We start from the raw sequence: 14,119 nt of genomic DNA on the forward strand, positions 1-14,119 counted from the left end.
CTGGAAAAATGACGCGATCAATAGCTCATGAACCAAAGGAGCTCCGCTCGGCCGCGATGGCGCGACCGAGGAGCCCGATGATGCGGTCCGCATCATAGACGCATCCACCCCAGCTGCCGCCGCTGGCGTCCTGAAGCGCAGCCCACAATCGCGTGTCCGCGTTCACCCGGCCGTCGGGCTGAAGGGCTGGATTGGGCGAACGGGCGGCGAGACCGCCGGCCTCCACGCCCACGACGTCCACCGTCCCCTCCAGCCTGCGCGTGTCGATCCGGAGCCTGATGCTGTCGCCGTCGCGCACGCGGCCGATGGGGCCACCCGCCCACGCCTCCGGGCTGACGTGGCCGATGCACGCCCCGGTGGAGACGCCGGAGAAACGACCGTCCGTGACCAGGGCGATACGGTGCCCGTCCTTCACGTGCTTGAGGGCGGAGGTGATCTGGTACGTCTCCGGCATTCCGATACCGGGGCCGATGCCGATCAGCACCATCACGTCACCCGGCTGCACGGCGCCGTTCTTGATCGCCTCGATCGCCGCGTGCTCGCTGCCGAACACGCGCGCGGGCCCCTCGTGCAGATAGACGCCGTCCGGTCCGATCGCCTGGGGAGCGATCGCGGTGCTCTTCACGAGCGCTCCCTCGGGCGCGAGGTCGCCGCGCAAGAAGGTCACCGTGCTGGTGAGGCCGCGCTCGCGCGCCTTCCCGGCGGACATGATCACGTCGTCCGGATCGATGCCGTCCAGCTGCTGTAGCTTGTCGCGCAGGCGCCGGCGCCGCTCGCTCTGCTCCCACCACTCGAGGTTCTCGCCCAGGGTCCGGCCGCTGACGGTGCGCGCACCGAGCCGCAGCAGGCCGAGCTCGCGCAGATGGAGCATGACCTCCGGGACGCCTCCCGCGAGGAAGACCTGAACCGTCGCATAGTGTCGCGGCCCGTTGGGCAACGCGTCCACCAGGCGCGGAACGAGGGCGTTGATGCGCGCCCAGTCGTCCACCGTGGGGCGTCGAAGCCCGGCCGCATGGGCGATCGCCGGCACATGGAGCACCAGATTGGTCGACCCGCCGACGGCGGCGTGCAGCACCATGGCGTTGTGAATGGAATCGTCGGTGACGATGTCCCGCGTGGTCACGCCACGTCGCTCGAGGGCCATGAGCGCGTGCGCGGAGCGGCGGGCGAGGTCGCGCCAGATCTCGGCGCCCGACGGGCTGAGCGCGCCGTGCGGGAGGGCGAGGCCGAGCGCCTCCGCCACCACCTGGCTCGTCGCGGCCGTCCCCATGAACTGGCAGCCGCCGCCCGGGGAGCCGCAGGCGCGGCAGCCCATCTCGGCGGCGTGGTCGAGGCTCACCTCTCCGCGCGCGAAGCGCGTCGCGAGGGTCTGGACCTTGGCTGTATCCTCCGCCTCCTCCGCGAGGAGCGTGACGCCTCCCGGCACGAGCACCGTGGCGAGGTCGAGGCTGCCGGCGAGCGCCATCAACATGGCCGGCAGGCCCTTGTCGCAGGTGGCGACGCCGAGCACGCCCCGGCGGGTGGGCAGCGAGCGGATCAGCCTTCTGAATACGATGGCGGCGTCATTGCGGTAAGCGAGGCTGTCGAGCATGCCGACGGTGCCATTGGTCCGCCCGTCGCACGGATCGCTGACATAGCCGGCGAACGGAATGGCCCCGCTGGCCGCGAACGTGCGGGCCGCCTCCTCCATGAGCAGCCCCACCTCCCAGTGCCCGGTGTGATACCCGAGCGCGATCGGCGTGCCGTCGGGCGCGCGGATGCCCCCCTGCGTGCTGAGCACGAGGAACTGCTTCCCGGCCAGGCGCGCAGGCTCCCACCCCATCCCGGCGTTCTGGGTCCAGCCGAACAGCTCGCCGCTGGACATCGCGCGTAGCTGCTCGGCCTCGAGCGGGAGGCGCCCCGACGGTCCGGGCGCGGTGGTGCGCAGCGTGTAGATCGCCTCGCTGCCGGACTCGAACACGGGGTCGCGGCTCATGCGCGGGGCGCGAGGGGGTCGCGGGTGGCCCGGCCATCGACGAGACGCATGATCCCGAGCGGGTTCTCGTCGTGCAGCTCCCGCGGGAGCAGCGCGGGCGGACACGACTGGTAGCAAACGGGACGCGCGAAGCGGACGATGGCCGCGGTCCCAACCGAGGTGAAGCGCACGTCGCTGGTCGCTGGATACGGCCCGCCGTGGTGCATGGCGTGCGACACCTCCACGCCCGTCGGGTAGCCATTGAAGACAAGGCGGCCAGCGACCTGGCCGAGGACACCGACGAGGTCCTGGGCGGCGGCGAGGTCGTCGTCGGTCCCGTGAAGCGTGGCGGTGAGCTGCCCTTCGAGCGCGCCGAGGAGCTGAAGCAGCTCTCCGCGGCTCGAAGCGGTGACGAGCAGCGTGTACGGCCCGAAGATCTCGTGCGCGAGGTGCGGCTGCCGCGCGAAGTCGGCGGCGGAGACGCGAGCGACGCGCGCGCCGGTGTCGGTCAGCCACTCCACGCCTTTCAGCTCCCGCACGGAGCGGTCGAACGACGCCTGGATACCGGCGTGCAGCATCACGCCGGGGGTGATGGCGCGGGATCGGTCGGCGACCGACCGCGCAAACGCATCCCATTCAGGGGAGGCCAACCCCAGGACGAGGCCCGGCTTGGTGCAGAACTGGCCGACGCCGAGCGTGCACGAGTTGACCAGCCCTTCGGCGATCGCGTCGCGGCGCTCGCGCAGCGCGCCGGGCAGCACGACCAGCGGGTTGATGCTGCTCATCTCGGCGAAGACGGGGATCGGCCGCGGGCGGGCGGCGGCGGCGTCGCAGAGGGCGCGGCCGGCGCGGGTGGACCCGGTGAAGCCCACCGCCTGGATGGCCTCGTGGCGCACCAGCGCGAGCGAGACCTCGGGCGAGGCGCCGTGCACCATGCCGAACACGCCCGCGGGCAGGCTCGCCTTCTGGACGGCGGAGCGCAGGGCCGAGGCCACGAGGTCGGAGGTGCCGGGATGCGCCGGGTGGGCCTTGACCACGACCGGGTTGCCCGCGGCGAGGGCAGAGGCGGTGTCGCCGCCGGCGACGGAGAACGCGAGCGGGAAGTTGCTCGCGCCGAAGACGGCGACCGGACCGATCGGCCGCAGCATGCGGCGCACGTCGGGGCGCGGGAGCGGCTTGCGGTCCGGCAGCGCGGGATCGATCCGGGCATCGACCCAGGAGCCCTCGCGCGCGACGGCGGCGAAGAGGCGCAGCTGGCCGGTGGTGCGGCCGCGCTCGCCTTCGAGGCGGGCGACGGGCAACCCGGTTTCCCGGTGCGCGGTCTGGATCAGCGGATCGCCGAGCGCCATGATCTCGTCGGCGGCGGTCTCCAGGAGCCGGGCGCGCATCTCCGGCGCGAGGTCGCCGATGGCGCGCGCTGCGGCGACGGCGGCGCGCGCGGCGGCGTCGATCTCGGCGGCGGTGGCGTCGCGGAAGGCGCCGAGGTTTTCGCCGGTGGCGGCGTTATGGGCGAAGAATTCCATGGTGCCTCGTCAACCTTGAGATACCGGGTTCACCAGCGTTCCGGCGCCGGGGATCGTGATCTCCACGACGTCGCCAGGCTCCAGGGTGAACGAGTCGGGCGGCACGATGCCGGTCCCGGTCATGAGGACGACGCCCGCGGGGAAGCTCAGCTCGCGCGTGAGGTAGGCGACGAGCTCCTCGGGCGCGCGCCGCATCCTCGCGGTCGAGGTCTCCCCCGCGAACACCGCCTCGCCCTTGCGCCGGATCACGAGCTGGATGGAGAGCGCGCGCAGATCCAGCCCGGGCTCGTCCGCGAGCGCGATGGCGGGGCCGAGCGCGCAGCAGCCGTCGTAGACCTTCGCCTGGGGCAGGTAGAGCGGGTTGTCGCCCTCGATGGACCGCGACGAGACGTCGTTGCCGGCCGTGTAGCCGACGATGCGGCCCGCCGCGGACACGACGAGCGAGAGCTCCGGCTCGGGCACGTTCCAGCTCGAGTCGCGCCGGATGCGCACCGGCGCGCCCGGGCCGACGACCAGGCGGGGCGTTGCCTTGAAGAACAGCTCCGGGCGCTCGGCGTCGTACACGCGGTCGTAGAAGTCGCCGCCGCCGGCGCTCTCTTCTTTGCGCGCGTTGCGCGAGCGCTCGTAGGTGACGCCCGCCGCCCAGACGTCCTGCGCGTCGATCGGGGCGAGCAGCGGGACATCGGGAGGGAGGGGGTGGGCTGTGGCGCGCGCGCGCGCGTCGCGCACCGCGCCGAGGGGATCGGGCAAGGCGAGCCACGAGGAGACGGACGCGAACGCCTCCGGGGACGCCGCCGTGAGGTCGTGGCGCGCTCCCTGCGCGTCCTCGATCCCGAGGCGCGGCCCGCCACCACTCGCAAACCGAAACAGCTTCATGCCTGCGCCTCCGTGAGCACGACGGCGGGGTTCCAGCGCCCCGGGTCACCGTCGGTGCAGTGTGGAAGGCCATACCACAACTTCTCCGCTCGCCGGATCGTGATAATTTCTACAGTGTGAACGTTCACATTGCGGCTGGCAGCCCTGTCGGCGGGGTCGCGTCGGCGGGTACCCCGGAGCCCGGTGCCACCGGCAGCCCGAGCGGCCGCTCACGCCCCCTCGTCGCCCTCGCTCCCCCCGCCGAACCAGCGCTGCAGCGTGCGCCGGTCGACGCCGAGCAGCGCCGCGGCCCGCTGCTTCTTGCCCCCCGCGCGCCGCAGGACGATCTGCGCGTACTCGCGCTGGAGCTCGTCGAGGGTCATCAGCCGGTCCGCCGCGGCCTCCAGGAAATCGGGCGCGCCCCGCCGCGCGCGCACGCCCTCGGGGAGGTCGTCCGGGGAGATCCGCCCGCCGTCGCAGAGCGCCGCCGCCCGCTCGACCGCGTTCTCCAGCTCGCGGACGTTGCCGGGCCAGTCGTACGCGAGCAGCCGCTTCACCGCCGCGCCCGAGAACCCCGCGATCGGCTTGCCCGCGCGCGAGGCCGCGCGCGCGAGGAAGTGCTCGGCGAGCGGCAGGATGTCGTCCGTCCGGTGCTTGAGCGGCGGGATCGCGATCTCGATCACCGATCGAGAACCGCTGCGCGACCTCCGAGCGGAGCTCGGTCAGCTCGACCGTCATCGCCCGCTGCCCGAGCGCCCGCTCCATCCGGAGCGCCATGTCCGCGGGCTGGAACGGCTTCGGCAGGTAGTCGAACGCGCCGGCGCGCATCGCGCGGACCGCCGTGTCGATCGAGCCGAACGCGGTCATGGCGATGATCGCCGCCCGGGGGTCGAAGCGCGCGATCCGCTCGATGAGCTCGATCCCGTCCATCTCGGGCATGTGCACGTCGGTCACGACGAGGTCGAACTCCCGCTCCTCCAGGAGCGGCAGCGCGAGCAGCGGCGCCGTCAGCGTCACCGGCTCGTGGCCCATGTCGCGGGCGATGTCGGCCACGAGCTTCACCATCTCGATCTCGTCGTCGACGACGAGCACCTTCGCCCGGGCGCTCACGCGAGGGCCTCCGCGCCGCGCGCGCCGAGCGGCGCGGCGGCCCCGCGCGGCAGGGTGAGGCGGAAGCAGGCGCCGCCGTGGCTGCCGTGGGCGCCGTGGCCTGGCGCGACGAGCTCGACCGAGCCGCCCGCCTCGCGCACGAGCCCCTCGACGATCGCCAGCCCGAGCCCGGTGCCGCCGCGGTCGCCCCGCGACGTGAAGAACGCCTCGAAGATGTGCTCGGCGACGCCGGGGGGGACGCCCGGACCGCGATCCTCTACCTCGAGCGCCGCCTTGCGGGCGTCGAGCTTCCGGAGCCGCACCGTGATCTCGCCGCCGTGGGGCTGCGCCTGCGCCGCGTTCAGGCACAGGTTGAACACCACCTGGAACATGTGGTCCGCGTCGAGCACCACGTGCAGCGGCGCCTCGTCGGGCTCGATCCGGGTCGTGATCCCGCGCTGCCGGCACTCCGGCCCGAGGAACGCCAGCACCTCGCGCGCGACCTGGGCCACGTCGCTGCCGCGGCCGAGGAGGCGCGGCGGGCGGGCGACCGAGAGCAGCCGGGCCACCACGCGCGAGATGCGCTCGGACTGCGTCGCGATCGGACGACCGATGCGCTCCGAGAGACGATGGTGATTCCGGAACTCCTCATCAAGCGAGCTTTCCCCGCGCTCCTCGGCGGGATGATCATGACGGCCGCGTACCATCAGGCGCGCGGGATCTCGTCCTTGATCGAGGCGGTGTGGGCCACCGATCTGCCGCGCTCGCGGCCGCCCGTGCGGCCGCCGCCGCAGGTCGACGATCCCGGCGTTCACGCGACGAGCGCGGCGGCCATCCTCGCGCGGAACCCGTTCGACTCGGTGACGGGCCCCCTCACGCCGAGGCCGGTGGCGTCAGGGGAGGGGGACGAGGACCCCGCCACGTCTGGAGATCCCTTGCTGGACCCGACCTGCGAGGACGCGCGCGTGCTGCTGATCGCCGCCTCGGAGGACCCCTCCTGGTCGTTCGCCACGATCGCGGTCGGGCGGGGCGAGCCGCTGCTCCGCCGGGCGGGCGATCCGGTCGAGGGGCGCTTCGTCCTCGCGATCGGCTGGGATCGCGTGTGGCTCGCGGAGCCGGGGGCTCGCTGCCAGGTCCGCATCGGCGACGACCGCCGCGCCCCGGCGCGGGCGGCGGCGCCTCCGGCTGCGCCCAGGCCGCCGAAGCGCGGCGCGCTCCCGCCGGAGATCGCGGCGAAGATCCGGAAGGTGAGCGATACAGAGTTCGTCGTCGACCGGACGGCGATCGATCTGGTCCTGGAGAAGCAAGGCGAGCTCATGCGCTCCGCGCGCATCGTCCCGGCGCGGGAGGGAGAGCGGGTGATCGGCGTCCGCCTCGCGCGGGTCACGCCCGGCTCGCTGCTGACGGCGGTCGGCCTGCGCACCGGGGACACGATCCGCTCGATCAACGGGTTCGATATGACCGACCCGCAGAGCGCGCTCCAGGCTTATGCCCGGCTGCGCTCGGCGGACAACCTCGCGATCGCGGTCCAGCGGGGCGGAAAGGACATGACGATCGATCTCCGGATCCAGTGAGCCTCGGGCTCACAGGTCCATGACCTCGACCTGGTCCGACTCGGAGGCTCCCTCGGTGATGCGCAGCAGGCCGTCGAGCAGGTGGCCGAAGACGTCGTCGAGGCTATCGGCGCCCGGCCCGCCGAGCAGCGGGACCGAGTCGCCCCAGTCGCTGACGAGCATCGTCTCGCGGTCGTCGCGCGGCGGCCAGCACAGGCTGATGACCGCGCGCGTCCGGGCGCTGATCGCCAGCGCGTTGATCGGGCGGCCCGCGAGCACGTCCCGCGCGCGCCTGAGCTCCTCGTGGAGCTTCCGCGCCGGGAGCATCACGCGCCGCCCGCCGAGCGCCCCGGCCACCTCGTGGACCGCCTTGAACTCCTCACCAGGCCTCCCTTCCTCGAGGTGGTGCTGGATGCTGTCCCGCAGCAGCGCGTACACGATCCAGCGCTGCTCGATCCACCCCTTCGGCCCGGAAAACGACAGGCTCATGACAACTTTCTAGCGTGCTCATAGTTTGAGGTCAAATTAAACTCCATGCGCGTACTGCGTCTCCGGACAGGGGGAGCCGCGCGCTGTACGGCTCGGCCTGAATGCAGAGTCGGGGGAGCGCGCCGAACGCCATTGGCGCCGCGATTCGTGCTTGACGTGGGACTTCATGGTGCTGAATCTCGTGTCCCGAGATTGTGAAGCGGCCGAGTAGGGGGCCTCGCTTTGGAGGCCGCCGATCAGGGTCGTTCACGCAGTTGAATCAGGAGGCCACCATGCGCTACGAGAAGCCCGAGTTCGTCGAGATCAAGATGGACGCCGAGATCGGCTCGTATCAGAGCGACTTCGACCCTGACCCGATCCGCTTCACGCGTCCGGCGCCGGCGGAGCGCGCGGACGCCGCGGGCGAGGCCGAGTAAGGGCCCCGGGCGAGCATCGGAATGCGCCTCTGCGTCCTGGGTTCGTCCGCCGGCGGCGGTCTCCCGCAATGGAACTGCGCCTGCCCGAACTGCGTCGAGGCGCGCCGCGGCTCGCCGCGCGTGCGCCCTCGCACCCAGGACGCGCTCGCGCTCGGGGTGGGCGACGGCCGCTGGTTCCTGGTCAATGCGTCCCCCGACGTCCACCGGCAGATTGAGGCCTTCCCGCCGCTGCAGCCGCGGGAGGGCCGCGCCTCGCCGATCGCCGGCGTGATCCTCACGAACGGCGATCTCGACCATGCGCTGGGCCTCTTCTCGCTGCGCGAGAACACGCCGCTCGCTGTTTATGCGACCGAGGCCGTCTACCGCGGCCTCGCCGAGGGCAACACCATGTTCCGCACGCTCCAGCGCTTCCCCGGGCAGACCGTGTGGCGGCGCCTCGAGCTGGAGCAGCCGACGGAGCTCGCGGGGCCGGACGGCGCGCCGACCGGGGTGACGGTGGTCCCTGTCGCGATGCCGGGCAAGGTGCCGAAGCACCTGGAGGGCCTCGCCCCGCCCTCGCCGGAGGACAATATCGGCCTCTGGGTCCGCGACGCCGCGAGCGGGCGCCTCGCCGTCGTCGCGACGGCCGTGGGGTCCGCGGGCGAGTACGTGCCGCGCCTCGACGGCGCGGACGTGTGCTTCTTCGACGGCACCTTCTGGTCGAGCGACGAGCTCGTGCGGCTCGGGCTCGGCAAGGCGCGCGCCGAGGACATGGCGCACCTGCCCATCGGCGGCGACGGCGGCAGCCTGAGGCTCCTCGCGGGCGTCGACGCGCGGCGGAAGATCTACACGCACATCAACAACACCAACCCGATCCTCGTCGAGGGCTCGCCCGAGCGGCGCGCCGTGGAGGAGGCGGGCTGGGAGGTGGCCGCCGACGGCCTATTGATCGACCTATGAACGACGAGCCGCTCTCGCGGGAAGCGTTCGTCGCGCGGCTGCGCGACGAGGGCGCCCGGCGCTACCACGACAACCACGCGTTCCACCAGCGCATGCACCGCGGCGAGCTCTCGCGCCGCCAGATCCAGGGCTGGGTGCTGAACCGTTATTATTACCAGACGCGGATCCCCATCAAGGACGCGATCCTCCTCTCGAAGAGCGAGGATCCGTCGTTCCGGCGGCTCTGGATCCACCGCATCGTCGACCACGACGGCGCGCGCGAGGGCGAGGGCGGGCTCGCGCTGTGGCTGCGGCTCGCGGAGGGCGTGGGGCTCGACCGCGATGAGGTCGCGGGCCTTTCGCGGGTGCTGCCCGCGGTGCGCTTCGCCTGCGACGCTTACGTGACGCTGGTGCGCGAGCGCAGCCTGCTCGAGGCGGTGGCCTCGTCGCTCACGGAGTTCTTCGCGCCGGATCTCATGTCCCGGCGCGTGGTCGCCTGGGAGCAGCACTATCCCTGGGTCGACCGGGCCACGCTCGACTACTTCCGCGGGCGGGTGACGCGCGCGCGGGCCGACTCGACCGAGGCGATCGACTTCGTCACGGCGCGCGCGACGACGCGCGCCGCGCAGGAGGCGTGCGTCGCGGCGCTCATCACGAAGTGCGACATCCTCTGGGCGATGCTCGACGCCATCGCGGCGGCCTACGGGCCCGAGGCGTGACGCCGGGATGACCCTCGCGCCCGGCGACCGGCTCCTCCTCGCGAGCAAGGCGCGGCTCGTGCGCGACCGCTCGTCGGGCCGCGAGATCCTGCTCTACCCGGAGCGCGGCCTCGCGCTGAACCCGGTCGCCGCGGCGGTCGCCGCGCGCCTCGACGGCACGCGCACCGTGGCCGCGATCGCCGCGGAGATCGCGGCGACCTTCGCGGCCGCGCCGCCGGGCGAGGTGGAGCGCGACGTGATCGCCTTCCTGGAAGAGCTCGCCGCCCGGGGGCTGCTCGAGCGAGGCGCCGCGGAGGCCGCAGGGGGGGCCGCGCGGGGTGCCGGGGGCGACGCCGCGGAGGCCGCCCGAGACGCCGCCGCGCGCGGGGCGCCGCCCGGGGTCGAACCAGCGCTCGCACCCGGGGGCGGCGCGGCCGCGGAGGCGGCGTCGCACCGCCCCTACACGCTGATCGCGGAGCTCACCTACCGGTGCCCGCTGCGGTGCCCGTACTGCTCGAACCCGATGGAGCTCGCGGGCGCTGCCGGCGAGCTCTCGACGGAGACGTGGTGCCGCGTCTTCGCCGAGGCCGCCGAGCTCGGGGTGATGCAGCTCCACCTCACCGGCGGCGAGCCGCTCGCCCGGCGCGACCTCGAGGCGCTCGTCCGCCGCGCCCGCGAGCTCGGCCTCTACACGAACCTCATCACCTCCGGGGTCCCGCTCGCGCGCGAGCGCCTCGCCGCGCTGCGGGCGGCGGGGCTCGACAACGTGCAGCTCAGCGTCCAGGACGCCGACGCGGAGCGCGCCGATCGCATCGCCGGCTACGCGGCCTTCGACCAGAAGCTCGCGGTGGCCGGGTGGGTCAAGGCCGAGGGCCTGCCGCTCACGGTCAACGTGGTGCTGCACCGGGCGAACATCGAGAACGTGCCGGCGCTCATCGCGCTCGCCGAGCGGCTCGGGGCCGACCGCCTCGAGCTCGCGAACACCCAGTACCTCGGCTGGGCGCTCGCGAACCGCGAGGCGCTCCTGCCGGCGCGCGACCAGCTCGAGCGCGCGTTCGCCGTCGCCTCGGCGGCGCGCGAGCGGCTGCTCGGGCGGATGGAGATGGTCTTCGTCACGCCGGACTACCACGCCGACTGGCCGCGGGCGTGCATGGATGGCTGGGCGCGGCGCTACCTGCATGTCGCGCCGGGCGGGCTGGTGCTGCCGTGCCACGCGGCGCACACGATCCCGGGGCTGCGGTTCGAGAGCGTGCGCGAGCGGCCGCTCGCCTGGATCTGGCGCGAGTCGCCGGGCATGCGCCGCTTCCGCGGCGACGCGTGGATGCCGCAGCCCTGCCAGGGCTGCGATCGCCGCGCGGTCGACTTCGGGGGCTGCCGCTGCCAGGCGTACCACCTCACCGGCGACGCCGCCGCGACGGACCCGGCCTGCTCGCTCTCGCCGGCGCACGGGATCGTCGAGGAGGCCCGGCTCCGCGCGGCCTCCGCGAGGGCCGAGCCCCGCTATCTCTACCGCGGCGCGCCCCGTTGAGCGCCCCCGCGCCCGGCTCCCCCGCGCCCAGGCCGTACGCCGTGCTCGGCGTTGTCGCCGTCGGCACCCTGATGTCGGCGCTCGGGAGCAGCCTCATCAACGTCGCGGTGCCGCTCGTCCGCCGCGACCTCGGGGCCGACATGGGCGCCGCGAGCTGGGTGCTCGCCGCCTATTCGCTCTCCGTGAGCGCGCTGCTCCTGCCGTTCGGCCGGCTCGGCGACCGCCTCGGCAAGGGGCGCGTTTACACCGCGGGGTTCGGCGTGTTCGGCGCTGGCTCGGCGCTCTCTGCCCTCGCGCCCACGCTCGCGTCGCTCATCGCGGCGCGCGCCCTCCAGGGGGCGGGGGCGGCGATGCTGATGGCGAACGGCCCGGCGCTCACCACCGCCGCGTTCCCTCCGACGCAGCGCGGCCGCGCGCTCGGGCTGCAGGCGACGGCGACGTACCTGGGCCTCTCCCTGGGGCCGTCGATCGGCGGCTGGCTCGCGCAGCGCGCCGGCTGGCACGCGGCCTTCTGGGTCAACGTGCCGATCTCCCTCGCGGGGGCGCTCCTCGCCTGGTCGCTCGTCGGGCGCGGAGCGGCCGTCGCGCTCCCGGGGCCGGCCGTCGCGCCCCCGGCGCCGGCTGTCGCGCTCCCGGGGCCGGCCGTCGCGCCCCCGGGGCCGGCCGTCGCGCCCCCGGACGCTGGCGGCGGCGCGGGCCCGCGCGCGCCGGCCCCGGTCGCGGCTCGACCTGCGCCCGACGCGCGCGCGCGGCCCTTCCCGTGGGCGAGCGCGCTCCTCTTCGGCGCGGCGCTGAGCGCGCTCCTCGTCGCGCTCACGCGGGGCCAGCGCTGGGGTTTTCTGAGCCCCAGGGTCGTCGGCCTCCTCGCCCTCGGCGTGGTCCTCGCCGCGGCGTTCGCGCGGGTGGAGCGGCGGAGCCCCGCGCCGCTGCTCTCGGGCGCGCTCCTCGCTCGGCCGGCGCTCGTGACCGGGCTCGTCGCTGCCTTTCTCCAGTACGCGGCGGCGTACATGATGCTGTTCCTGCTGCCGTTCTACCTGCAGGGGCCGCTCGCGATGAGCGCGGCGGACGCGGGCCTGGTGATGACGGTGCAGCCGGCGGTGATGGCGGCGACCACCGCCGCGAGCGGCAGGCTCTCGGACCGCGTCGGCGCGCGGGGGCCGGCGCTCGCGGGCATGACGGCGCTCGCCGTGGGGCTCGCGCGCCTGGCGACGCTGGGCCCCGAGCCCGGGCGCGCCAGCCTGCTCGCCGCGCTCGCGCTGGTGGGGCTCGGCTCGGGGCTGTTCACGGCGCCGAACAACAGCCGCATCATGGGCGCGGCGCCGCGCGATCAGCAGGGGACCGCGGCGGGCCTGCTCGCCGAGGCGCGCAACGTGGGGATGCTGTGCGGCGTGGCCGCCGCCGGGGCGATCTTCGCGGCGCTCGGGGGCGGGCGGCCGGGCGAGGCGGCGGGCGGGGAGGCGCTGGGCGCGGCGTTCCGGGGGACGATGCTCGTCGCATCGGCCCTCGCGGTCCTGGGGGCGGGCGTGACCGCGGCGCGATCGTCTCCGCGCGCGGGGGCCGCGGTCCTGGCGGGGCCGCCTCGGTAGCGCGACCGGAAGCGCTCGGCGGGCGTCCAAACCGCCTCCTGGCGACCGGAAGCGGTCTCGACGGGGGCATGTAACCGTGTCCCGCCGACCGGAAGCGGTCTCGGCGGGCATCCGGACCGCCTCCTGGCGACCGGAAGCGGTCTCGGCGGGCGTCCGAACCGCTTCCTGGCGACCGGAAGCGGTCTCGACGGGGGCATGCAACCGCCTCCCGGTGACCGGAAGCGGTCTCGGCGGGCATCCGAAGCGCCTCCTGGCGACCGGAAGCGGTCTCGGCGGGGGCATCCGGACCGTGTCCCGGTGACCGGAAGCGGTCTCGGCGGGCGTCCGAACCGCCCCCATCGACCTTCGCGCGGTTCAGCGAGAGGCCCGCGCGCAGCGCCCCATCGCCGCGCGCGGCCGTGAGCCAGATCTAGCGGGCGCCCTGGAGGTCTCCGACGACCACCACATCTCCACCGGCCGAGGCCGCGCCCTCCTCGATCAAGGCCTTGAAGCCCGCGAGGTCCTCATCCATCGCGCGCTCCGGATCGGCCCCGAAGAGCGTCGCCACGACGTCGCCGAGCGCGCCCGCGGGCGGGCTGTACGACATCCTGACGTCGAGGCGGGTGCCCTCGGGACACTCCTCGAGCCGCACGAAGCCCGCGTTCTCGATCGCCTGGCCGGGCAGGCTCCGCCAGGCGACGACCTCGTTCGGCACGAGCTGCGTCAGCTCGGCGTCCCAGGCGACGGCGATGCCCGCCGGGTTCACGGCGGTCCAGCGCATGCGGCCGTCGCCCAGCGTCTCCACCTGGCGCAGGTGCGACATGAACCGGGGGAAGCCCTCGAACTGGATGAAGGACAGGAACACCTCCCGGACCGGCGCTCGCACCGTGATCGTCTTCTGGAAGTCCACGGCCACCCGGCGCACCGCGCCGACGTCGGGCACGCGCCTCGCCGGGCGGTCGTCGAGCTCCCGGAGCAGCACCGCAGCGCCGACCACGCCGAGCAGGGCCCCGAGCGGACCGCGGCGCTTGATCGCGTAGCCCACGAGCCCCACGCCGAGCGCGCCCACCAGCACGCGCGTGGCAGGCGGCCAGCTCGCCTGCGTGAGCTCGAGCCGCTCGCCGGTCCGGGCGAGGTCGCGGGTGCTGTTGTCGAGCAATGCACCCGCCCGCTGGGCAAGGCTCACGGCCCCCTCGCGGACGCTCGCGCGGCGCTGCGCGCCCCGCTCGGGATCGAGCGCGTACATCAGACCGGCTCCAAGGCCGAGCCCGGCCGCGACGGCCGCCCCACCGCCGAGATCGTACCGCCTGCGTCGAACCACCGATCGCAGCACCTTGTCGAAGACGTTCATCGTGATCTCCTCCGTACCTCGCCCCGTTGCGGCCCCGGGAAGCGACCCGCCTCCGCGCGCCGTGGAGACTCGGGCCCGGGGATGCAGGCAGATGGGCCCGCCGCGCCGCGGCCGACACCCAGGCTCATGCGGATTGCGTAGTGAGGATATGCCGTACGCGACCCGCGGAGCTTCGGCGCA

13 protein-coding genes and 1 pseudogene are annotated in these 14,119 nt (G+C 74.1%); 6 read left to right on the forward strand and 8 right to left on the reverse strand.

Features of this window, described 5'->3' with window-relative positions; all coding sequences use genetic code 11:
- Positions 1-25: 25 nt before the first annotated feature.
- The 6 genes and pseudogenes from WME89_RS20045 to WME89_RS20070 form a co-directional block, all read right to left on the reverse strand.
- Positions 26-1,975: a YjhG/YagF family D-xylonate dehydratase gene (locus WME89_RS20045; RefSeq protein WP_438010725.1), complete on the reverse strand. Its 1,950-nt coding sequence runs from the start codon at positions 1,973-1,975 to the stop codon at positions 26-28.
- Entirely contained in the window at positions 1,972-3,477 is a 1,506-nt protein-coding gene (locus tag WME89_RS20050) for an aldehyde dehydrogenase (NADP(+)) (RefSeq protein ID WP_438010726.1), read from the reverse strand. Before WME89_RS20050 ends, WME89_RS20045 begins: the two co-directional genes overlap by 4 nt.
- A 9-nt stretch (positions 3,478-3,486) precedes the next feature.
- Positions 3,487-4,353, reverse strand: coding sequence for a fumarylacetoacetate hydrolase family protein (locus tag WME89_RS20055; protein ID WP_438010727.1), 867 nt, complete (start codon positions 4,351-4,353; stop codon positions 3,487-3,489).
- A gap of 209 nt (positions 4,354-4,562) precedes the next feature.
- On the reverse strand, positions 4,563-5,015 hold the full coding sequence (locus tag WME89_RS20060) for a helix-turn-helix domain-containing protein (RefSeq protein WP_438010728.1): 453 nt from the start codon (positions 5,013-5,015) through the stop codon (positions 4,563-4,565).
- A 148-nt stretch (positions 5,016-5,163) separates the two neighbouring features.
- Positions 5,164-5,397: pseudogene (locus WME89_RS20065) on the reverse strand (response regulator); the annotation flags it as partial.
- Between the two features lie 41 nt (positions 5,398-5,438).
- Positions 5,439-5,993 (reverse strand): sensor histidine kinase, encoded by a 555-nt coding sequence (locus tag WME89_RS20070; protein ID WP_438010729.1) that lies wholly within the window; start codon positions 5,991-5,993, stop codon positions 5,439-5,441.
- A 57-nt stretch (positions 5,994-6,050) separates the two neighbouring features.
- Here WME89_RS20070 and gspC point away from each other — a divergent pair, with 57 nt between their 5' ends.
- Positions 6,051-6,995: a type II secretion system protein GspC gene (gspC, locus tag WME89_RS20075; protein WP_438010730.1), complete on the forward strand. Its 945-nt coding sequence runs from the start codon at positions 6,051-6,053 to the stop codon at positions 6,993-6,995.
- Between the two features lie 9 nt (positions 6,996-7,004).
- Here the strand turns inward: gspC and WME89_RS20080 are convergent, their stop codons facing one another.
- The gene (locus WME89_RS20080) at positions 7,005-7,463 is read right to left on the reverse strand and encodes a hypothetical protein (RefSeq protein ID WP_438010731.1); all 459 of its coding nucleotides are present in this window, start codon (positions 7,461-7,463) and stop codon (positions 7,005-7,007) included.
- A 272-nt stretch (positions 7,464-7,735) separates the two neighbouring features.
- On the opposite strand from WME89_RS20080, the gene WME89_RS20085 reads away from it, so the two are divergent.
- The 5 genes from WME89_RS20085 to WME89_RS20105 are packed head-to-tail and all read left to right on the forward strand — an operon-like array spanning position 7,736 to position 12,609.
- On the forward strand, positions 7,736-7,879 hold the full coding sequence (locus WME89_RS20085) for a hypothetical protein (protein WP_436618051.1): 144 nt from the start codon (positions 7,736-7,738) through the stop codon (positions 7,877-7,879).
- Between the two features lie 21 nt (positions 7,880-7,900).
- The gene (gene pqqB / locus WME89_RS20090; protein WP_438010732.1) at positions 7,901-8,818 is read left to right on the forward strand and encodes a pyrroloquinoline quinone biosynthesis protein PqqB; all 918 of its coding nucleotides are present in this window, start codon (positions 7,901-7,903) and stop codon (positions 8,816-8,818) included.
- Positions 8,815-9,516: a pyrroloquinoline-quinone synthase PqqC gene (gene pqqC, locus WME89_RS20095; RefSeq protein ID WP_438010733.1), complete on the forward strand. Its 702-nt coding sequence runs from the start codon at positions 8,815-8,817 to the stop codon at positions 9,514-9,516. The genes pqqB and pqqC overlap by 4 nt, the downstream gene beginning before the upstream one ends.
- Before the next feature lie 7 nt (positions 9,517-9,523).
- Complete coding sequence (gene pqqE, locus WME89_RS20100) at positions 9,524-11,023, forward strand: pyrroloquinoline quinone biosynthesis protein PqqE (protein WP_438010734.1); 1,500 nt, start codon at positions 9,524-9,526, stop codon at positions 11,021-11,023.
- The gene (locus tag WME89_RS20105; protein ID WP_438010735.1) at positions 11,020-12,609 is read left to right on the forward strand and encodes an MFS transporter; all 1,590 of its coding nucleotides are present in this window, start codon (positions 11,020-11,022) and stop codon (positions 12,607-12,609) included. The genes pqqE and WME89_RS20105 overlap by 4 nt, the downstream gene beginning before the upstream one ends.
- 409 nt (positions 12,610-13,018) lie before the next feature.
- Here WME89_RS20105 and WME89_RS20110 read toward each other — a convergent pair whose 3' ends face one another.
- Positions 13,019-13,939, reverse strand: coding sequence for an SRPBCC family protein (locus WME89_RS20110; RefSeq protein ID WP_438010736.1), 921 nt, complete (start codon positions 13,937-13,939; stop codon positions 13,019-13,021).
- Between the last annotated feature and the right edge of the window lie 180 nt (positions 13,940-14,119).

The organism is Sorangium sp. So ce321, assembly GCF_051530195.1.
In the GTDB taxonomy this organism is placed as follows: domain Bacteria; phylum Myxococcota_A; class Polyangia; order Polyangiales; family Polyangiaceae; genus Sorangium.

Bases quoted from the DNA above. Each gene is read 5' to 3' on its own strand.
- WME89_RS20045 (WP_438010725.1), bottom strand. From the start codon at position 1,975: ATGAGCCGCGACCCCGTGTTCGAGTCCGGCAGCGAGGCGATCTACACG.
- WME89_RS20050 (WP_438010726.1), bottom strand. From the start codon at position 3,477: ATGGAATTCTTCGCCCATAACGCCGCCACCGGCGAAAACCTCGGCGCC.
- WME89_RS20055 (WP_438010727.1), bottom strand. From the start codon at position 4,353: ATGAAGCTGTTTCGGTTTGCGAGTGGTGGCGGGCCGCGCCTCGGGATC.
- gspC (WP_438010730.1), top strand. From the start codon at position 6,051: ATGGTGATTCCGGAACTCCTCATCAAGCGAGCTTTCCCCGCGCTCCTC.
- WME89_RS20080 (WP_438010731.1), bottom strand. From the start codon at position 7,463: ATGAGCCTGTCGTTTTCCGGGCCGAAGGGGTGGATCGAGCAGCGCTGG.
- WME89_RS20085 (WP_436618051.1), top strand. From the start codon at position 7,736: ATGCGCTACGAGAAGCCCGAGTTCGTCGAGATCAAGATGGACGCCGAG.
- pqqB (WP_438010732.1), top strand. From the start codon at position 7,901: ATGCGCCTCTGCGTCCTGGGTTCGTCCGCCGGCGGCGGTCTCCCGCAA.
- pqqC (WP_438010733.1), top strand. From the start codon at position 8,815: ATGAACGACGAGCCGCTCTCGCGGGAAGCGTTCGTCGCGCGGCTGCGC.
- pqqE (WP_438010734.1), top strand. From the start codon at position 9,524: ATGACCCTCGCGCCCGGCGACCGGCTCCTCCTCGCGAGCAAGGCGCGG.
- WME89_RS20110 (WP_438010736.1), bottom strand. From the start codon at position 13,939: ATGAACGTCTTCGACAAGGTGCTGCGATCGGTGGTTCGACGCAGGCGG.